General features: G+C 60.2%; 13 protein-coding genes and 2 tRNA genes. 5 read left to right on the top strand and 10 right to left on the bottom strand.

Annotated features, from left to right (window positions below):
- Nucleotides 1-140 precede the first annotated feature (140 nt).
- A complete protein-coding gene (locus GSQ77_RS14420) occupies nucleotides 141-920 on the top strand; it encodes a peptidylprolyl isomerase (protein ID WP_158903372.1) in 780 nt (259 codons plus the stop codon).
- Between the two features lie 159 nt (nucleotides 921-1079).
- On the opposite strand, the gene purL is transcribed toward GSQ77_RS14420, so the two are convergent.
- On the bottom strand, nucleotides 1080-5216 hold the full coding sequence (gene purL / locus GSQ77_RS14415) for a phosphoribosylformylglycinamidine synthase (RefSeq protein WP_158903370.1): 4137 nt from the start codon (nucleotides 5214-5216) through the stop codon (nucleotides 1080-1082).
- 247 nt (nucleotides 5217-5463) lie between these two features.
- On the opposite strand from purL, the gene GSQ77_RS14410 reads away from it, so the two are divergent.
- Together GSQ77_RS14410 and GSQ77_RS14405 are read left to right on the top strand one after the other, a co-directional pair.
- Nucleotides 5464-6798 (top strand): FAD-dependent oxidoreductase, encoded by a 1335-nt coding sequence (locus tag GSQ77_RS14410; RefSeq protein WP_158903354.1) that lies wholly within the window; start codon nucleotides 5464-5466, stop codon nucleotides 6796-6798.
- 152 nt (nucleotides 6799-6950) lie between these two features.
- On the top strand, nucleotides 6951-8570 hold the full coding sequence (locus GSQ77_RS14405) for an NAD(P)H-hydrate dehydratase (protein ID WP_254067623.1): 1620 nt from the start codon (nucleotides 6951-6953) through the stop codon (nucleotides 8568-8570).
- 100 nt (nucleotides 8571-8670) lie between these two features.
- Here GSQ77_RS14405 and GSQ77_RS14400 read toward each other — a convergent pair whose 3' ends face one another.
- Nucleotides 8671-9390 (bottom strand): ABC transporter ATP-binding protein, encoded by a 720-nt coding sequence (locus GSQ77_RS14400; RefSeq protein WP_158903352.1) that lies wholly within the window; start codon nucleotides 9388-9390, stop codon nucleotides 8671-8673.
- 157 nt (nucleotides 9391-9547) lie between these two features.
- Here GSQ77_RS14400 and GSQ77_RS14395 point away from each other — a divergent pair, with 157 nt between their 5' ends.
- Nucleotides 9548-10141 (top strand): arylesterase, encoded by a 594-nt coding sequence (locus GSQ77_RS14395; RefSeq protein ID WP_254067622.1) that lies wholly within the window; start codon nucleotides 9548-9550, stop codon nucleotides 10139-10141.
- A gap of 232 nt (nucleotides 10142-10373) precedes the next feature.
- On the opposite strand, the gene GSQ77_RS14390 is transcribed toward GSQ77_RS14395, so the two are convergent.
- The 8 genes from GSQ77_RS14390 to tig all read right to left on the bottom strand — a co-directional run bounded on the left by GSQ77_RS14390 (nucleotide 10374) and on the right by tig (nucleotide 19505).
- Nucleotides 10374-12308 (bottom strand): SurA N-terminal domain-containing protein, encoded by a 1935-nt coding sequence (locus tag GSQ77_RS14390; RefSeq protein WP_158903348.1) that lies wholly within the window; start codon nucleotides 12306-12308, stop codon nucleotides 10374-10376.
- A gap of 85 nt (nucleotides 12309-12393) precedes the next feature.
- A tRNA-Asp gene (locus GSQ77_RS14385) sits at nucleotides 12394-12470 on the bottom strand.
- A 24-nt stretch (nucleotides 12471-12494) separates the two neighbouring features.
- Nucleotides 12495-12570: transfer RNA gene (locus GSQ77_RS14380), tRNA-Val, on the bottom strand.
- 88 nt (nucleotides 12571-12658) lie between these two features.
- Nucleotides 12659-12931 carry an HU family DNA-binding protein gene (locus GSQ77_RS14375; protein ID WP_158903346.1) on the bottom strand — a complete coding sequence of 91 codons (273 nt, stop codon included), beginning with the start codon at nucleotides 12929-12931 and terminating at the stop codon, nucleotides 12659-12661.
- A 330-nt stretch (nucleotides 12932-13261) separates the two neighbouring features.
- Complete coding sequence (gene lon / locus GSQ77_RS14370; RefSeq protein ID WP_158903344.1) at nucleotides 13262-15697, bottom strand: endopeptidase La; 2436 nt, start codon at nucleotides 15695-15697, stop codon at nucleotides 13262-13264.
- 282 nt (nucleotides 15698-15979) lie between these two features.
- Nucleotides 15980-17251, bottom strand: coding sequence for an ATP-dependent Clp protease ATP-binding subunit ClpX (gene clpX / locus GSQ77_RS14365; protein ID WP_158903342.1), 1272 nt, complete (start codon nucleotides 17249-17251; stop codon nucleotides 15980-15982).
- Between the two features lie 122 nt (nucleotides 17252-17373).
- Nucleotides 17374-18024 (bottom strand): ATP-dependent Clp endopeptidase proteolytic subunit ClpP, encoded by a 651-nt coding sequence (clpP, locus tag GSQ77_RS14360; RefSeq protein ID WP_158903340.1) that lies wholly within the window; start codon nucleotides 18022-18024, stop codon nucleotides 17374-17376.
- A 137-nt stretch (nucleotides 18025-18161) separates the two neighbouring features.
- On the bottom strand, nucleotides 18162-19505 hold the full coding sequence (gene tig, locus GSQ77_RS14355; RefSeq protein WP_158903338.1) for a trigger factor: 1344 nt from the start codon (nucleotides 19503-19505) through the stop codon (nucleotides 18162-18164).
- Nucleotides 19506-19781: 276 nt separating this feature from the next.
- Between tig and GSQ77_RS14350 the strand changes: the two genes are divergently transcribed.
- Nucleotides 19782-20945 (top strand): glycerate kinase, encoded by a 1164-nt coding sequence (locus GSQ77_RS14350; RefSeq protein WP_158903336.1) that lies wholly within the window; start codon nucleotides 19782-19784, stop codon nucleotides 20943-20945.

The raw sequence follows: 20945 nt of genomic DNA, 5'->3' as shown, positions 1-20945 counted from the left end.
ATGAGTCGCTGAATTTGCCGCTCAGTTCTTGAGTTGAATCCCCTGGGTTGAAAATCCCGGGTAGAAATCCCCGGGTTCGCGCCCTGGGCTAGATCCTGGGGCTAAACCCCTGAGTTAATCGTGCACGTTAGGACGTTCCTATGACTTTGAAAAATGCCCGTTTGTGGGTTTTGCTTGCTTCCTTTGCTGCAACGCCGGTGTTTGCGCAGAATATCGCCGTCGTGAACGGCACGCCGGTGCCCACCGCACGCGCCGACGCCCTAGTGACCGAGTTGGTCAAGCAGGGCCAGCAGGACACGCCCGAGTTGCAAAACCTGGTGCGCCAGGAATTGATCAATCGCGAAGTCCTCTCGCAGGAAGCGGCACGCGAAGGCATTACCCGGCAGCCGGACGTGAAAGCGCAACTGGCCGTCGCCCAGCAAAGCGTGATCGTTCGCGCCTTGATCCAGAATTACATCGAGAAAAATCCGGTTACGGACGCTGAGCTTAAAGCCCGTTACGACTCGCTCGCTTCGCAATTTGGCGGCAAGGAATATCACCTGCATCACATCCTGGTCGATAACGAGCAGCAGGCCAAAGACCTGATCGCGAAAATCAAGGCCGGCGGCGATTTTGAGGCCTTGGCCAAGCAATATTCGAAAGATCCGGGTTCGGCTCCGCAAGGTGGCGACCTGAGCTGGTCAGATCCGAAGGCCTACGTGCCCGAATTTGCCGACGCTGCGCTCAAGCTTCAGAAGGGCCAGATGACCGATGCGCCGGTCCAGACGAAGTTCGGCTGGCACATCATCCGGCTCGATGACACGCGCCCCGTTCAGCCGCCCGCGCTGGCCGACGTCAAAGACCAGTTGAGCAAACAGCTCGAACAGGAAAAACTGCAGCAGTGGGAGCAGACCCTGCGCGCGCAGGCGAAGATTCAATAGTTGAAGCCTACCGTCGAGGCTTGTGCGGTTGAGCTTCGACGGCTGATTTGGCCGCCGATTCAAAGGCCGATCTGAAAGCTGAAGTTCACGAAGTTCGCAGCGAAAAAAATGCCCGGTCTAAAAAACCGGGCATTTTTTATGAACCAACGCGCTGGAAAATCAACCTAGCCATTTCCGCGCATTACGGAAGATGCGCATCCACGGACTATCGCCCGCACCTTCGTGCCATCCGTGCGGCGCCCAGCTCATTTGCACCGCGCGGAAAGCGCGCTCCGGGTGCGGCATCAAAGCGGTAAAGCGTCCATCGGGCGTGGTTACGCCGGTCAGTCCTTGCGCGGAACCATTCGGATTGAACGGGTAGCGCTCGGTGAGCGTGCCTTGATTGTCGACGAAACGCAGCACCGAGCTGACTTCGCCGGCGTTGCCCTGCTGCGAGAAATCCGCGTAGCCTTCGCCATGCGAGACCACTGTCGGGATCCGCGAACCCTCCATGCCGGCAAAGAACAGCGACGGCGACGGCTGCACTTCGACTGTTGCCAAGCGCGCCTCGAACTGTTCCGACTTGTTGCGCGTGAAGCGCGGCCACGCCTGTGCGCCAGGAATCATCTCGGCCAGCGCACTCATCATCTGGCAGCCGTTGCACACGCCCAGCGCGAACGTATCGCCACGCGCGAAGAACGCATTGAACATATCGGCCAGCACGGGGTTGAACTGGATGGTCTTGGCCCAGCCTTCGCCGGCACCCAGCACGTCCCCGTAGGAGAACCCGCCACACGCAATTGCACCGGTAAAGTCCGCGAGTGTTGCCCGGCCATTGAGCAAATCGCTCATATGCACGTCGTACGGGTCGAAACCGGCCCGGTCGAATGCATAGGCCATCTCCAGATGCGAGTTGACGCCCTGCTCGCGCAAGACCGCCACGCGCGGACGAGCTCCGGTCGCGATCATCGGCGCCGCGATATCCTCGTGCACGTCAAAACTCAGCACTGGCGTCAAGCCGGGGTCGAGCTCGGCGAGCGCCGCGTTTTCGGCATCGGCGCAAGCCGGGTTGTCGCGCATGCGGGCAATCTGCCAGCTCACTTCGTTCCATGCCTGATGCAGCTCGGTGCGCGTTGCCCCGTAGATCTTTTTCGCGTCGCGATAGATTTCGATATCGTCGCGCTCGTTGGGCTTGCCGATGACATGGCTGCACGCGGCCAGGCCGAATTTGCGCAAGGCCTGCAGCACCGCGTCGCGCTCGCTGGCGTGCACCTGGATCACGGCACCGAGCTCTTCGGTGAATAGCGCACGCACGGTGGCGTCGTCGCGGCGACCGCTGGTTTGCTTGGCCCAATCCTTGGCGTCGCCATAGTCGGACTCATGGCCCGGTTCGAGCGTAAGCATATCGACATTGAGCGAGACGCCTGTGTGACCGGCAAACGCCATCTCGCATACGGTGGCGAACAGGCCGCCATCGGAACGATCGTGGTAAGCGAGAATCTTGCGCTGCGCGCTCAAGCTTTGAATGGCGTCGAAGAATTGCTTCAGGTCCTGCGCATCGTCGAGGTCCGGCGTGACGTCACCGACTTGCTGGGTGACTTGCGCGAGGATACTGCCGCCCATGCGATTGCGTCCGCGCCCCAGATCGATCGCAATCAGCACCGTCTCGCCCACGTCCGCCGTGCGACGCAGTTGTGGCGTCAGGTGCAGGCGGACATCGTCCACCGGTGCAAACGCCGAAATAATCAACGAAACCGGCGCGCTGACTTCCTTCGCGCCTTCGAGATCCTGCCATTGCGTGCGCATCGACAAAGAATCCTTGCCCACCGGTATGCCCAGCCCCAGGGCAGGACACAGTTCCATGCCGACGGTGCGCACCGTGTCGAACAGCGCGGCGTCTTCGCCCGGGCTTCCGCACGCGGCCATCCAGTTGGCCGAGAGTTTGATTTTGTCGAGGCCAGCGATAGGCGCCGCCGCAATATTGGTTATCGCCTCGCCCACAGCCATGCGGCCCGAGGCTGGCGCGTCGATGACAGCCAGCGGCGCGCGCTCGGCCATCGTCATCGCTTCACCGTGGAAACCGCTGTAATCCATCGAGGTAATTGCGCAATCGGCAACCGGGACCTGCCACGGTCCGACCATCTGGTCGCGCACGGAAAGGCCGCCCACGGTGCGGTCGCCGATCGTGATCAGAAACGATTTGCTGGCTACGGTCGGGTGCTTCAGCACATCCACTGCGATTTGGGCGAGCACCAGGCCCGTCACGTCGACCGGCGCCAGCGCGATACCGACCCGCTTCACGTCGCGATGCAGTTTAGGGGTCTTGCCGAGCAGCACTTCCATCGGCATATCGACGGGCGGAACAGCGCTTTCTGCTGAACCCGAAGCGATATCCGACTTACTACCCGACTCATTATCCGACTCATTATCTGAATCAATGAGCTGCAACTGACGCGCTTCGGTGGACACGCCCACGACTGCCACGGGGCAACGCTCGCGCAAGCAAATGGCCTCGAACGCCGGCAGGCTGGCCGGTGCGATCGCGAGCACGTAGCGTTCCTGCGCTTCGTTGCTCCAGATTTCGCGCGGGCTCAACCCGCTTTCCTCCAACTCGATCTTGCGCAGATCGAAACGCGCTCCGCGTCCGGCGCCATCGACCAACTCGGGGAAGGCATTCGAAAGGCCGCCAGCACCCACGTCATGGATACTCAGGATCGGGTTGTCCGCGCCCTGCTGCCAGCATGCATTGATCACTTCTTGCGCACGCCGCTGGATTTCAGGGTTGCCGCGCTGGACTGAATCGAAGTCGAGCTCCGCCGTGTTGGTGCCGGTGGCCATTGAGCTCGCCGCGCCCCCACCCATGCCGATCCGCATGCCGGGGCCGCCGATCTGGATCAGCAAGGTGCCGGGCGGCAAATCGAGCTTGTGCGTATGGATATCGGAAATACTGCCGATGCCGCCGGCGATCATGATGGGCTTGTGATAGCCGCGCACGCGTCCGGCAACGTTCTGTTCATAAACGCGGAAATAGCCGCCCAGGTTCGGCCGGCCGAATTCGTTATTGAACGCCGCGCCACCGATGGGCCCGTCGGTCATGATTTGCAGTGGCGACGCGATCCGTTCTGGGCGTCCGTATGCGGTGAAATGTAGGCCCGGGTTGCGCTCGCTCACGGGCTGCGCGGCATCGCGCGCGTTTTCCCAATACCGCGTGGCTTCCGGCAACTCCAGGTTCGAAACCGAAAAACCCGACAAACCGGCTTTGGGCCGTGCACCACGACCGGTCGCGCCTTCGTCGCGAATTTCGCCGCCCGCGCCCGTGGCCGCACCCGGGAATGGGGAAATCGCGGTCGGATGATTGTGTGTCTCGACCTTCATCAAGGTATGCGTAAGTTCGACGGTACGGCCGTATTGCTGCATATTTTGGCCAATACGTTGCCCCGTATTTTGCTCAATACCGCTGCGCGGGAACCAGCGCTCGGCGACCGCCCCGGCCATCACCGCGGCGTTGTCCGAATAGGCCACGATGGTGCCCTGCGGACTGAGCTTGTGGGTGTTCTTGATCATCTGGAACAGCGAGATGTCCTGCGCCACGCCGTCGATCGTCCAGTCGGCGTTGAAAATCTTGTGCCGGCAGTGTTCGCTGTTGGCCTGGGCAAACATCATCAGTTCGACGTCGGTGGGATTGCGTTCCATTTGCCGGAACGACTCCACCAGATAATCGATTTCGTCATCCGCCAACGCAAGCCCCAGCTCGGTGTTGGCGGCGATCAGCGCCGCCCGGCCCTCGCCCATGACATTGACGGTCTGCAGCGCCTTGCCCGGCAATTCGTCGAACAGGCGCAACGCGTCATCGGTGTGCGCCACGACAGTCTCGGTCATGCGGTCATGCAAGGCCGCGCTAACCTGGGCGCGGCCCTCCTGGGTCAGGGTCCGCTTGCCACCGAGCAGGCCGGTCTTGAGTATGACCGTGTACTCGATGCCGCGCTCTATCCTGCGTATCGTGTCGAAGCCGCAGTTATGCGCGATGTCGGTCGCTTTCGAGGCCCACGGCGAAATCGTGCCGAAACGCGGGATGACGAGAAATTCTTCGTGCGTGCCCTTGGCTGGCAACTCGCGCGCCGGATCGCCGTAGTGCAGCAGTTCCGCGATTCGGGTCGTCGTTTCAGTGGAAAGGGGCTCGGCGCTGTTGACGAAGTGCACGAAACGTCCGCTGATTTCGCTGATGTTCGAGTCGATGGCTTGCAGCGTTTGCAACAGGCGGGTCTGACGGAATTCGGAAAGCGCGGATGCGCCGGCTAAGCACGAGAAATGGGCCATTTGGCTAAAGCGTCTGATGAGGCCACGCAAGGCAGCCCCGTGGGGAAAGGAGACCAGAATTATACCCCGAGCGGCACCTTTGCCGGGCAGCCAGTCGCGCTATCTTGAGCTCGCGCTTTCGGCTTGGCTACTTTGGCGCTATCATGGCGCGCTCCCCAAGCACCGCGCCAGTCGCGCATCCGGTGCCGGTCAGCATTCCGATTCACCCCGTGTTCTGGAGCAGTGCCGCTTACGGCAGGTCTTTGCTATGGATGTCATCGTAATCGGCGGCGGCGTTGCCGGCGTTAGTACCGCGCACGCTTTGCGTGAAGCCGGCCACCAAGTCTGCGTGGTTGAGCGTCACACCACGCTCGCCCAGGAAGCGACCTTCGGGCGCGACTCGCTATTGCTGCCCAATGCGCTGGGCGCCTGGTTCGGCCCGGGCGTTCCCGGCGCGCGCAACTGGTTTGGTCTGGGCGGCACGCGTGGGCACAACGGTGTGTTGTATCGGCCAGGCTTTAATCTCGAGCTGCGCAACTGGGTGCACCATTGGCGCGCCGAGCGCAAACCCGAGCGTTTCACTGCGCAGTATGCGCGGCTGCGCTCGCTCAACGAACTGTCGGCGAACGCGCTTGTAGAGCTGGAAACGTCGGGAGACCTCGACTTCGAGCAGCGCACCGGCGTACTGCACCTGTTTGCCCATGCGCATGGCCTGAAGCAGGCGGCCACCGCGTTGACTCTGCTCAAGGAGACGGAGTTCCCTCATCGCATCCTGAGCGCGGCCGAATGCGTTGCACTCGAGCCGTCGATTCCCGCCCAGCAGCCTCTGGCCGGCGGCGTCTTGCTGCCGGGCGAGCGCAGCGGCAATTGTCCGCTCTTTGCCAAGCAGCTTAAACAATTGCTCAGCGACAAGGGCGTCACGTTTCGTCTGGAATCGACCGTGCTGTCGATCCAGATGAGTTCAGGCGGTGCGCGTGTGAGCCTGGGCAATCGCGAGGCGGACTCGTTGTCGGCCTATGCGCCTGGCCATCGCGGCAGTGAGGAATTGAGGGCTGACGCGGTGGTGGTGGCGGCCGGCGCGGGCAGCCTGCCCTTGCTCAACGAGGCCGGCATCCGCCTGCCCTTGCAGCCCGTGCGTATGCATGCGCTGATGGCGCCGATCCTGCACGAGGAACTGGCGCCGCACGTTACTCTGGTCGATACGGAACGCCGCATCACGATTGCGCGGCTGAATAATCGCATGAAAATTACCGGCGCGGCCGTGTTGCAGAGTCGCGCCAAGACGCTGCGCGGCCTGGACGCCGGCTTGCGCGCTCAAGCACTCGATATGCTGGCGCAAGCCGCGCACGATTGGGCGCCGGGGGCGGTGAAGTTTTCTTCGGCGCGTCACTGGGATGGTGTCAGCTTGTTGTCGCCCGATGGTTTGCCGGTGGTCAGCCGCACCTCGCATCCGCGGCTCTATCTCAATCTGGCTCACGGGCCGGTGGGCTGGGCATTGAGCAGCGGCTCGGCGGAATTGATCGCGGCCATGGTCGGCGGACAGACCGATGGAGATTACGACGAGTTGATCGCGGCGCTCAGCGTGGGACGTTTCAGCCACTAACATTGCATTGAAGCGGCGTAGGGGTTGCACCTGACATGTGCCCGTGACACAGTGACACAGTGACGCAACCATCCGTCGACGTCCTATCCGGGTTGCCCGATATCATGACTCTCGCGCCTACAGACTTGCAAACAGACCCACCTGGCGATCCGATGCCCTCTGTATTCCTGGCAAGCTCGGCGCACACCCTACCCCTCTATACCGCGGCGCAATTGCGCACGATAGAACAACACGCGATGCGCGATCTGCCCGCGCACACACTGATGCAGCGCGCAGGCACGGCCGCCGCCGATTTTCTCGCGCGACGCTATAGCACGGGCGACACGCCGCAGCGACGCGTCGTCTGGCTGGCCGCCGGCCCTGGCAATAACGGCGGAGACGCGTTGGTTGCCGCCACCGAGCTGCATCGGCGCGGCATTCCTGTCGAAGTCTTTTTACCTGTGGAATCGCGACCGCCCGACGCTCGTTGGGCATTGGCCAACGCGCAGAGCGCAGGCGTCAAGATCAGCCCGCAGTGGGACGGATCCTGCGACGGGCACGCTTACGACTGGTGCGTCGATGGCATGTTCGGCCTGGGATACGCGCGTCCACTCGAAGGCGTGTTCGCTGCGGTAGCGCAGCAACTCGCGTTACGCACACGCAACGGTGCCAAGGTACTGGCGCTCGATATACCGAGCGGCCTGAATGGCGACACCGGTACCGTTGCGCGCGGCGCGCAAGCCGTGATGGCCACCGAAACCTTGAGCTTTATCGGCGCCCAGCCGGGCTTGTACACGGCGGACGGCAAAGATGCCTGCGGCTCGGTGTGGATCGCGCCGCTGGGCCTGAGCATGGACATCGGCGCCGCTATTGACACAGGCGTCGACACGGACATCGGCACAGCAGACGCATCGTCGCATCCGCTTTGGCTCAATACGCTCTCGGTGTTCAAGCCCAGCCTGCCGCCACGTATCAATGCCAGCAACAAGGGCACCTTCGGTTCGCTGGCCGTGGTGGGCGGTGCGACCGGCACGGTCGGTGCGCCTATCCTGTCGGCACGCGCGGCGCTTTACGCCGGTGCCGGCAAAGTGCACGTGGCGTTGTTGAGCGAACAAGCGCCGCCTTACGATCCGCCGCATCCCGAATTGATGCTGCACCCCGGCACCGCCATGCCGCAGTGGGCGAGCATCAGCGCTATCGCTGTGGGCCCGGGGATGGGGCAGGATGAGCATGCGAAAGATCTGCTCGTGCAAATTATCGAACAGGAGCTGCCCACGGTGCTCGATGCCGATGCGCTGAACCTGATTGCGAGCGAGGACTCGCTGGCGACGCTGGTCGTCGCGCACGGCCGCCGAGCGGTCATGACGCCGCATCCGCTCGAATGTGCTCGTTTGCTGAAGACGGATACGGCGGCGATACAAAGCGACCGTCTAAAGGCCGCTCGCTGCCTCGCACGCCACTATGGGTGCGTGGCGGTGCTCAAAGGTAGCGGCACCATCGTCGCACGTCCGGATGGTGTGGCCTGGATCAATCCGACCGGCAATGCTGCACTTGCCACCGGAGGTACGGGCGACGTCCTGAGCGGCTTGATCGGGGCATTTTTGGCGCAAGGGTGCGAACCGCATCTCGCGGCGCTGACAGCAGTCTTTTTACATGGATTGGCGGCCGAACAACTGTGCACACTGGGGTGCGGCCCCGCCGGGTTGACCGCGGGTGAACTCGCCCCGATGGTCCGTACGCTACTCAATCGGTTGTGTTACGACGCGCCGGATCGAGATCTGTCCGGCCACTGAGCGCTTGCTTAAACGCATTCAAAGGCGCTTGATCGCGGCTCTTGCTCTTGATTCCGCTCTTCATCCCGCACTTGATTCACACCGCGCCGCTCATCGATGCTCAGGCGGTACCCGATTGCGCTGTCGGCTGCGGCACGATGCGGCCCGCCTCGATGACAATCACCTGCTCGCAGCGGCGTGCCAGTTCCGTATCGTGTGTCACCAGCACCAGCGTGGCACCGCTGGCCCGGTTCATTTCGAACATCAAGTCGATTACCGCATGCCCATTCGCCGCGTCCAGGCTGCCGGTGGGCTCGTCCGCGAACAGGATCTCGGGCCGCGTGACAAACGCGCGAGCCAGCGCCACACGTTGTTGTTCGCCGCCCGACAGCAGCCGCGGATAATGGTTGATCCGAGCGGCCAGACCGACTTGCTCCAGCAGCGCACGCGCTTGTTCGCGTGCTTCCCGCCAATCGCTGGCGCCCCCTCGGAGTTCCAGCGGCAACAAGACATTTTCGAGCGCGGTAAGATGCGGCATGAGCTGGAAGGATTGGAATACGAAACCGATCCGGCCGCTGCGCAATGCGGCTCGGCTATCTTCGCTCAAGCCGTTGAGCTCCGTGCCCAGCAAGCGAACTGAACCCGTCGTGGGGCTATCCAATCCCGCTAGCAACCCCAATAGCGTGGACTTGCCCGAACCGGAGGCACCGACGATGGCCGCGCTGCTGCCGCGCCGAATGTAGAGATCGATGTTCTCCAGTATGCTCAACGCACCGCTCGTATCCTGGACAACCTTGCTTAAGCCCTTGACTTCAATGACCGATTCGATAGTAGTGTGCATGCTTAGAGATAAGAGGATGTTGATCGTCGCGGCCGTGCGTGCTGCATCACGGGTAGCTGGCGTGGCTAGCGTGGCTAAGTGGAGGGCCGCGCGATTCGTCGATTTTATAGCGGTCGTCGTCTCTGTTTGCGTCGCATCGGCCGCGCATGCGGCTGCAATGACGGATGCGTCTCAAGTCGCCGTTGCCGCTCGCCCCACGATCGTGGTCCTCGGCGATAGCCTATCAGCGGAATACGGCCTCGCGCGCGGGACCGGATGGGTCGCCTTGCTTCGACAGCGACTGGCACAAACCGGTTCGAATTACGACGTGATCAACGCCAGCATCAGCGGCGACACGACCAGTGACGGCCGCGGCCGCCTGCCGGCAATCCTCGCGCGCGCGCATCCGGCCATCGTCATCATTGAGCTTGGCGGCAACGATGCGTTGCGTGGCATCCCGCTCGCGGTGACAGTCGAAAACCTGCAGGATTTGATCGCGCGTTCGCGTGCGGCCGGCGCCAAGGTGCTGTTGGTCGGGATGCAGATTCCGTCCAACTATGGTCCTGACTATACACAGAAATTCCGGATGCTGTATCCGCAGCTCGCGCAGCAGACTCGGGTCGCATTCGCGCCGTTTTTGCTGGAGGGATTAGCCGATCAGCCGCAGATGTTCCAGGCCGATCAAATCCATCCGATCGAAGCTGCGCAACCGAGGCTGCTCGATAACGTTTATCCGGCGCTAAAGCCCTTGCTGACGCTTCGGCGCCAATAGCACCCGTGGTCCATGATGGAGGAAATGAAGCGCGAGGCCGCTGAAAATAAATGAGGCACGGCACTGCCAAAGACAAATGAGGCGTGGCGCCGCTGGAGACAAAGAGCCGTGGTGCCGCCAAAGTCAAAGAGGCGTGGCGCCGCCCAACACGTGACGGCCCTGCAGATACCCGCGCGCTTAAGCCGGTATGGCGCCAGTCGCATGACCCTGGCGCCACAGCCGCGCGAAGCGGCTATTGATTGTCCGGACTGTCCGGCGTTGCAGCCAGCGAACCGTAATATTTGATCTTGGAACGCGCTTTCAGCGAAGCGTAGTAAGCGGTCAACTCGCTTTGCGCGTCGATCTGCGCGATTTGCTGCTGAGCGGCTGCCAGCTTGCTGGGATCCACGGCGGCAGACTGATCGATCGCGTTGATACGATAGATTGCGTAGCCGGCATCGCCCAGATCAGTGCCGACGTATTGCGGCAGATGCTCGCCATCGACCTTGAAGATCGCTTGGAGTGCATTACCCGGTACACCTTGGGCATCGGTACGCGAGACCTTGAGTACCGGCGAAAAACCGCTGGTCGAAGGTGTCTTTTGCAGCACGGCCAATTGTGCTGCGCCGGCATCGCGCGCCTGTTTCGCCGCTTGTTCCGCGACGTACTTCTGCTGAACCTGGGCCTTGATCGTATCGAGCGGCGGGACGGCCGCAGCTTGATAGTGGGTCACATGCGCCGACATCAGCGTGCTCGGTCCGATCTCGACCGCCGCCGTATTGTGCTGGGCCTTCACTGCATCGTCGGCAAATACCGCGGCGAGGAATTTCGGGTTATTCAGGGGGTCGGTCGGCGCAAGAGCCGGGTTCGGCGTGCGCGTTACGGTCGCCTGATGGATCGTCAGATGATATTTATCGGCCGCCGGCTTCAGGCTGTTCGCCGGCGCTTCATAGACCGCATTGGTAAAGCCGTCTACGCTATCGGCAAACAACTTGGCGGCTTGCTGATTACGCAAGTCGGTAACGATACTGCCCTTCACGTCGTCGAACGATTTCGTCACAGCCGGCTTCACGTCGGTGACCTTGATGATGTGAAAGCCAAAATCCGACTGCACCAGATCGCTGATCTCGCCTTTCTTGAGCGCGAAGGCGGCATCCTCGAACGGCTTGACCATCATGCCGTGGCTGAAGAAGCCAAGGTCACCGCCATTGGCGGCCGAACCCGGATCCTGCGAATCCTGTTTGGCCAGATCGGCAAACTTATCCGGATGTGCACGCACGTCGGCCAGGATCGCCGTGGCTTTCTGCCGCGCTTTGTCCAGATCGGCAGCGCTACCGCTTTTCGGCGCAACGATCAGGATGTGGCTGGCGCGCACTTCTCCATCGGTACTGTAATGAGCGAGGTTGTCCTGGTAGTACTTGTGCTGATCGGCGTCGCTAGGTTGATACGCTGCCGCGAGCGCCGTCTGGTCCAGCGTCACGTAGTCGATCTGTGCCGACTCCGGGGTCTGGAACGCCTGGCCATGGGCGTCGTAGTACGCCTTGAGATCGGCGTCGCTCGGATGCACCTGCGCTGCATAGTCGGCCGGCTTGAACGTCAGGCCCTGCACTTCGCGCTGTTGACCGGCCAATAGCGATATCTGCTGCGCAACGGTTTTCGACGCCATGGCGCTGGTCGCGATGCTTTCGCCGATCTGCTGCTCGGCGATCTCATACTGCACGCGGGCATCGAACTGGGTCGGCGTCATGCCCTGCGCTTGCAGCAATTGACGGTATTGCTCCAGATCCATCGTACCGTCCGGTTTGCGCAGTTGTGCGATGGCCGGGACGCTCAGCTCGTACTTGAGGACAGCGGCGTTCGATGCCGTCAGATTCAGACGCTGTGCTTCGTCTGCGACGATGCGTTGCTGAATCATTTGATCGAGTACTTCGGAGCGAATTTTCGGAGTATCGAAAACCTTGGGATCGAACGAGGCGCCCAGCATCTGGCGCGCGCGGTCAAGCTGGTCGCGCACCGCGCTGTCGTAGTCCTGACGCGAGATCTTGTGCCCGTTGACGCTCGCAACGTTCGCGTCGTCATCGAAGAAACCTCGGAAACCCTGAATGCCGACCAAGCCTAATCCGGGCAGGATGAACAAGGCAAGGATGGCCAAAGCCCAGCGTTGATGATTACGAATAAAGTCGAACATGCGTAAGCGGCTCTCTGATCAAAACCGCCCGATATTACTCTATCGGGCAATAAAAAAGGCGAACCTAGGTTCGCCTTTCGGATCTTGGCGGAGTGGACGGGACTCGAACCCGCGACCCCCGGCGTGACAGGCCGGTATTCTAACCAGCTGAACTACCACTCCCAAATGATGCATGATGTGCGGAACTGGTGGGTGCTGAGAGGCTCGAACTCCCGACCTACGCCTTGTAAGGGCGCCGCTCTACCAACTGAGCTAAGCACCCGTTCCGACACGCTGGGCAGTGGATTTATCCGGCGAACTACGCGATGCATCGCGTCGGAAAACCTTGTTAATCAACTGCACCAAGCCAGCTAGTTTACAGCATCCTTCAGGCCTTTACCAGCGCGAAATTTAGGTACCTTCGCAGCCTTGATTTTGATCGCGGCTCCCGTGCGAGGGTTACGGCCGGTGCGCGCGGTACGTTTGCCCACGGCGAAAGTGCCGAAGCCCACCAAGGTCACCGTGCCGCCTTTTTTGAGTGTCGCCTTGACGCCTTCTATCATCGCGTCCAGCGCGCGGCCGGCGGATGCTTTCGTAAGGTCTGCCTCGGCGGAAATGTGGTCGATCAATTCTGATTTATTCATTATGGGCACCTGAGATGGGTTGGGCGACGGACCGCAGGCCTCACCCGGGTGCTTATCGAATGCACCACGACGACGGCAGATGGGAAGCAGACCGGCGGTATTAAGCGCAGCAATTTGCTGGCGATCTGATTAGACAAGTGCGAAAAAAAGGTGTCAAGCAATTTACGCCGCTCAGGCAATACTGGCGAGGCTTTGCGTTGGTCAGCACTACTTTGTGCCGGGTCTTTTTGTCGAGCGGCTCCGGCCATGCTTCGCCGTGACCCAAAAAAAAGCCCACGGACACGCCGTGGGCTTTTCGTGAGACATCGCTCGGAGGCGATCAGCGCATCATCAATGCTTGACCACTTCCGTGCTGCCAGCTACCGGCGCGGCGGGTGTAGCCGCAGGTTCCGCTGCCGTAGCCGCTGGCTTGACTTCTTCGTCAGCCAGCGCCTCGGGCACCCGTTCCAGCGCAAGCTCGAGCACCTTGTCGATCCAGCGAACCGGAACGATCTCGATGCTGTTCTTGACGTTGTCCGGAATGTCCGCCAAGTCCTTGACGTTTTCTTCCGGGATCAACACGAGCTTGATGCCGCCGCGGTGAGCCGCCAGCAACTTCTCTTTCAAGCCACCGATAGGCAGTACTTCGCCGCGCAACGTGATCTCGCCGGTCATCGCCACTTCTGCACGCACGGGAATGCCCGTGAGCACCGACACCAGCGCCGTTGTCATCGCGACACCGGCGGACGGTCCGTCCTTCGGCGTTGCACCTTCAGGCACGTGGATGTGGATATCCTTCTTTTCAAAGGCCTCATCCTTGATGCCCAACCGGCGCGAGCGCGAGCGCACCACGGAACGTGCCGCCTCAACCGATTCCTTCATGACGTCGCCCAGCGAACCCGTACGAATCACGACGCCCTTACCCGGCATCACTGCGGCTTCGATGGTCAGCAAATCGCCGCCCACTTCGGTCCACGCCAGGCCGGTAACCTGCCCGACCTGATTCTGCTTCGCGGCCAAGCCGAAATCGTACTTGCGCACGCCCAGGAACGTATCGAGATTGCTGCCGTCGACGGTGAGCGCATGATCCGATTTCTTCAGCAGCAGGATCTTGACGACCTTGCGGCAAATCTTCGAGATTTCACGCTCCAACGACCGCACGCCAGCTTCACGCGTGTAGTAGCGGATGATGTCGCGCAGCGCTTCTTCCGCGACGACAATTTCCGATTCCTTCAGGCCGTTGTTCTTTTTCTGCTTGGGCAGCAAGTAACGTTGCGCGATGCTGATCTTTTCGTCTTCCGTATAGCCGGACAAGCGGATCACTTCCATCCGATCCAACAACGGAGGCGGAATATTCAGCGAGTTCGACGTCGCGACGAACATCACGTCCGACAAATCGAAATCAACTTCAACGTAGTGATCGGCGAACGTATGGTTCTGCTCGGGATCGAGCACTTCCAGTAACGCCGACGACGGATCGCCGCGGAAGTCTTGCCCCATCTTGTCGACTTCGTCGAGCAGGAATAGCGGATTGCGCACTCCGACCTTGGTCAGGCTTTGCAAAATCTTGCCCGGCATTGAGCCGATGTACGTGCGACGGTGACCACGAATCTCCGCTTCGTCACGCACGCCACCCAAGGCCATGCGCACGAACTTGCGGTTGGTCGCGCGAGCAATCGACTGCCCAAGCGACGTCTTGCCGACACCCGGAGGCCCGACCAGGCACAGGATAGGCGCCTTCAGTTTGTCGACACGCTGCTGTACTGCCAGATACTCGAGAATCCGTTCCTTGACCTTCTCAAGCCCGAAGTGATCCTGGTCGAGTACCTTCTCGGCATTCGACAGCTCGTTGTTCACCTTGCTTTTCTTGCGCCACGGCAGGCCGATCAAGGTGTCGATGTAATTGCGCACGACAGTGGCCTCGGCCGACATCGGCGACATCAACTTGAGCTTCTTGAGTTCGGAATCGGCCTTCTTCTTGGCTTCCTTGGGCATGCGTGCGGCAGTGATGCGTTTCTCGAGTTCTTCGAGATCCGCGCCTTCTTCGCCTTCGCCCAATTCTTTCTGAATCGCCTTGACCTGCTCGTTCAGGTAGTACTCGCGCTGGCTCTTTTCCATCTGGCGTTTGACGCGCCCACGAATGCGTTTTTCGACTTGCAGAATGTCGATTTCGGCTTCGAGCTGGGCCAGCAAATGTTCCAGACGTTCGATCACCGGCAGCATCTCGAGGATGTGCTGTTTCTGATCGAGCTTGAGCGGCAAGTGGGCCGCAATGGTGTCGGCCAGCCGACCGGCTTCGTCGATACCGGACAGCGAAGTCAGGATCTCCGGAGGGATTTTTTTGTTGAGCTTTACGTATTGATCGAATTGCGAAACGATCGCACGACGCAGCGCTTCGGTCTCAGCACTATCGGCCTGATCGGGCTCGAGCGGCATGACTTCGCAAGAAAACTGCGTTTCGCCTTCTTCGATCGAAATCGTGCGGGCGCGTTGCAGCCCTTCGACCAGCACCTTGACGGTGCCGTCCGGCAGCTTGAGCATCTGCAAGATGTTCGCTACGCAACCGACGTCATACATGTCTTTTGCGGTCGGTTCATCCTTCGCAGCCGTTTTCTGGGCGACCAGCATAATGTGCTTGCCGCCTTCCATTGCCGTCTCGAGCGCTTTGATCGACTTTGGACGGCCCACGAACAGGGGAATCACCATATGTGGAAATACCACCACGTCGCGCAGCGGCAGCAGCGGAAGTGAGGTTTGTTCCGTAGGAAGCAGCTGGGTTCCTGACATTTCATTTCCCCGTGAGTAAAAATGCTAAAGCAACTAAATTGCGACTAAAACCTTAGGTCCGACACGGGTATACACCCTCTGTCCTGAGACCTACATGCGGTCGACTACGGGTATTACAAGCCACGTTATCGCAGAAATAAGTAATTCGAAAAACAATTTTTACGCGCCGGGCACGGCGCTGTGGTTATGTGACGATTCCAGCGCCGATATCGCCATCAAACCACAGAAACAAAAAGCCGTTCACGTTGCCATGAACGGCTTTCCAGATGGGCAGCTTCCGAGTTAGTTGGATCCCGCCACTTTAGGCGTATCCGAATAAATCAGCAGCGGCTTACCTTCGCCATTGATCACGTTGTCATCAATAATGACCTTGGTGACCCCTTTCATCGTTGGCAGCTCGTACATCACATCCAGCAACGCCTGCTCGAGAATCGAACGCAAGCCGCGTGCGCCGGTCTTGCGGCGTATGGCTTTACGTGCAATTTCCTGCAACGCGTCGGGACGGATTTCGAGTTCGACATGCTCCATGGCAAAGAGTTTGTGATATTGCTTCACGACGGCGTTTTTCGGCTCGATCAAGATCGTCATCAGAGCGGCTTCGTCGAGCTTGCCCAAGGTGGCGACTACCGGCAAACGTCCGATCAGTTCGGGAATTAAACCGAACTTGATCAAATCCTCCGGTTCCACATCGCGCAATACCTCGCCCGAATCGCGTTCCTGCTTTGATTTGACTGTTGCGCCAAAGCCAATACCCGTTTTCTCGGTACGGTCAATAATGACTTTCTCGAGACCGTCGAACGCGCCACCGCATATAAACAAGATATTGGTGGTGTCGACCTGGATGAAATCCTGATTGGGATGCTTGCGCCCGCCTTGCGGCGGCACCGAAGCCATCGTGCCTTCGATCAACTTCAGCAGAGCCTGCTGCACGCCTTCGCCCGATACATCGCGGGTAATCGACGGGTTGTCCGATTTGCGGCTGATCTTATCGATTTCATCAATATAAACAATGCCGCGCTGGGCCTTGTCGACTTCATAGTTGCAGTTCTGCAGCAATTTCTGAATGATGTTTTCGACGTCTTCGCCGACATAGCCGGCTTCCGTCAGCGTGGTCGCATCGGCGATCACGAACGGTACGTTCAGCATGCGCGCCAGCGTTTGCGCGAGCAAAGTCTTGCCGGAACCGGTCGGTCCGATCAGCAGGATGTTGCTCTTCGCAAGCTCGATCTCGTCTTTACGCTCGAGATGCTTGAGGCGCTTGTAATGGTTGTACACCGCGACAGCAAGAATTTTCTTGGCGCGTTCCTGACCGATCACGTATTGGTCGAGGATATCGCGAATTTCTTGCGGGCTCGGCAGATCGGACCGGTTGATGCCGGACTCCGAACCTGTGCCTTGCGCTTCATCGCGGATGATCTCATTGCATAAGTCGATACATTCATCGCAGATGAACACCGACGGACCCGCAATGAGTTTTTTCACCTCATGCTGGCTCTTGCCGCAGAATGAGCAGTACAGCAACTTTTCGCTGGGGGCGCTCTTTTTGTCCGCCATATAGTTTCAAGCCTCCGGACATGTAATCTACATAATACGCCGATTGCCTGCTGCGGGGGCACTGGCCCCACACAGCGCAGCGATCGGGTCGCGCTAGCCGCTCTGAAATCCGACCTGGGAAATCAGGTCCGTTTGAGCAGCACCGAATCGATCAATCCGTAACTCTTGGCATCTTCCGACGACATGAAATTGTCGCGGTCGGTGTCGCGGGCGATGCGATCGACAGATTGGCCGGTATGCTCGGCCAACAGATTGTTCAGACGCTCTTTCAAATACAATATTTCGCGCGCCTGAATTTCGATATCGGACGCCTGTCCGCGTGCGCCACCCAAAGGCTGGTGGATCATCACACGGGCATTGGGCAGCGCAAAACGCTTGCCCTTGGCACCTGCCGACAACAGAAAAGCGCCCATGCTAGCAGCCAAGCCCATGCACAGCGTTGAAACATCGGGCTTGATGAACTGCAGCGTGTCGTAAATTGCCATGCCGGCCGATACCGAACCGCCAGGGCTATTGATATAAAGATTGATGTCCTTGTCAGGATTTTCGCTTTCGAGGAACAACAACTGGGCGATCACCAGATTGGCGGTCTGATCATTGACCTCGCCCACCAGGAACACCACGCGCTCTTTGAGCAAGCGCGAATAAATGTCATAGGCGCGCTCGCCGCGGCCGCTGGTCTCGACGACCATCGGTACGAGGCCCAGCGACTGAGTATCGAGAGCGGAAGATTGAGCCGCCATCTGGTTTAGCAAATCGGTGCGAAACGTCATGCAATCAGTCCTTAAATTTGAAGGGGCCCGCCGGCAAATGCCAACGAGCCCTGTCATGACAAGCATGGTCGAACAGCACCGCAGGTGCTTCGTGCCGCCTCTTCGGAGTCGGCACGAAAACCGTGGGGCATGACCCCTTAAGAAGCGGCTTGACCAGCGAGCTCCTCGAACCCGACCTGCTTGTCGCTTACCTTGGCCTTACCAAGCACGAAGTCGACGACGTTGCTTTCGACGACATAGGCTTCCATCTCGGCCAGGCGCGTTTGATTCGAATAATACCAGCGCACGACCTCTTTCGGGTCTTCATAGCTTTTTGCGAATTCGTCGACTTCGGCGCGGATCTGTTCCGGCTTCGCTTCCAGGCCATTCGCCTTGACCAGCTCAGCCAGCACCAGGCCCAGCTTCACACGTCGCTCGGCCTGATCCTTGAACATTTCAACCGGGATCGGTGCATCAGCCGCGTTCGGCACGCCGCGTTGCTCGAGATCCTGGCGCGCCATTTCGACCAGACGCTCCTGATCCTGCTCGATCAACGCTTTCGGCGCTTCGAGTTCCGAGATGCTTAACAGTGCGTCCATCACCTGATTTTTCAAGAGCGATTGGGTGCGACGCTTGGCTTCGCGTTCGAGATTGTCGTGAATTTCCGTGCGCATCTTGGCGATGTCGCCGTCTTCAATGCCCAGCGTCTTGGCGAATTCGGCATCGATTTCCGGCAAATGCGGCCATTCGACCTTCTTGAGCGTGACCGTGAATTGCGCGGTTTTGCCGGCCACATCCTTGCCGTGGTAGTCCTCGGGGAACTTCAGGTCGAACTCGCGGTTTTCGCCGATCTTCAAGCCCGTCGCCGCTTTCTCGAACTCGGGCAACATGCGGCCTTCACCGAGCACAAACGCGAAATCTTCCGCCGAGCCGCCCGCGAATGCCACGTCGTCGATCTTGCCGACGAAGTCGACGGTCACGCGATCGCCTTCTTTTGCCGCCAGTTCGCTGCCGCCATCGCCATGCTCACCGGCTTCGCCGCGAGCGTGATAGTGCACGCGCTGCTTGCGCAGGATTTCCAGCGTGCGGTCGACTTCCGCGTCACCGATCGTGGTCACGGTGCGGGTGATCTCGGCGCCCGACACGTCGCCCAGCTTCACCTCGGGGTAAACCTCGAAGGTCGCGTCGAACGTGTAGGTGTTTTCCGGCTGCTCTTCCTTGGGCGCAAAACGCGGCTGTCCGGCGACCTTGAGGTTTTCGGTGCGGCTGATCGCGAAAAATTCCTTGCCGACGCGATCGCTCAAGACTTCCGCCTCGACCTGGCCCGCGTACTGCTGAGTGACCATTTTCAGCGGTACCTTGCCTGGACGGAAACCCGGCATCTTCATATTCTTTGCCAGTTGGCGAATGCGGGCATCTACGTCCTTCAGAACCGCGTCCTTGGGCAAGGAGATCGTGATGCGACGTTCGAGTTTGCCGAGGTTTTCTACAACGTTAGTCATGAATTCAATCCGTCCTAAAGTGATCATGCCGCAGTAATGACCGTGCCTAATGCAGCCCTTCAACAGGTGCTGCGCAGGTCAAGCCGCGCCTTATTGGTGTGTCCAGTTTATCCAGGCAAGTCTGGAAAGCCTGATATTTTAGCAAAGTATTGCCTTCCCACACCGAAATCGCAGTTTTGATCGCAAACGCCCGGACTTTGTTACATTATCGGACGCTGCGTTGTTGCGCTCATTATTACGCCATGCGCCCCATTCGACTCTTCGCAACCGTCCCTTATGCCCAATATGCCGTCAGCACCGATCATCGTTCTTGCCCCTGATTCGTTCAAAGGTTCGCTGAGCGCCGAACAAGCGTGTGCCGCGATGAGCGTGGGCCTGCGCCGCGTCTTTCCGCACGCTACGCTGCACGCTTGCCCGATGGCCGATGGCGGCGAAGGCACGCTGGCGGCGCTGCTCTCGCGCGGCGGCACCACACGTCAATTGACCGTGCGAGGCGCCACAGGCGTGCTGCGGGAAGCCGCCACGGGGCTTTTCACGGATCAGGCGCAGGTCGTTACCGCGGTCGTCGAGACGGCCGAGATCGTCGGCATCACCGATCCGGTGGGCATGGCCGAGCCGATCGAAATGCGCTCGAGCATCGGCCTGGGCGAAGCGATCAAGACCTTGCTCGATGCGGGCGCGACCCGTTTCCTGATTGCGCTGGGCGGCAGCAGCACCAACGACGCCGGCGCGGGCATGCTCGCGGCATTAGGTGTGCGCTTTTATGATGCCGAGCGGCGCTTGCTCGAACCTCATCCTGCAGCCTTGGCTCGCTTGAGCAGCGTCGACGTCAGCGAGCTCGATCCTCGTCTGGCTCAAGTCGAATTGATTGCCATGTCCGATGTCGACAATCCCTTGTGCGGATCACTCGGCGCAACAGCCATTTTCGGACCACAGAAAGGCGTGCGGCCCGAGCAGGTCGAGCAGCTCGATGCGGTGCTCCAAGCGTGCGCTGACTTGCTTGAATCGGCGCTAGGGCGCAGCGCTCAACGCTCGCCCGGAGCGGGTGCTGCCGGTGGATTGGGCTTTGCGCTGCAACTGCTTGGCGCCCAATTTCAGCATGGCGCCGATGTCGTGGCGCAACACGTGGGACTGCCCGATTTGTTGCGCGGCGCCGACTGGATGATTACCGGCGAGGGGCGCAGCGATGCGCAATCTCTGCATGGCAAAGCGCCTTACGTGGCGAGCCGTTTCGCACGCGAAGCCAACGTGCCGAGCACCCTGCTTTCCGGCGCGATCGACGCGCGCGCGCTCAATGCGTTGACGCAACATTTTGCCGGGTGTTTTTCGCTGACGGCCGGCCCCATGACCTTGCAGGAATGCGTCGCACAGGCGCCGGATTTGCTCGCCAATGCAGCCCAGCAGATTGGGCTGCTATGGCAGGCGGCGCAACAACGCTAG

Source organism: Burkholderia sp. L27(2015), from assembly GCF_009765705.1.
GTDB lineage: Bacteria > Pseudomonadota > Gammaproteobacteria > Burkholderiales > Burkholderiaceae > LMUX01.
The sequence above is the reverse complement of the archived record's forward strand: the minus strand, read 5'-3'. Positions and strand labels throughout refer to the sequence as shown.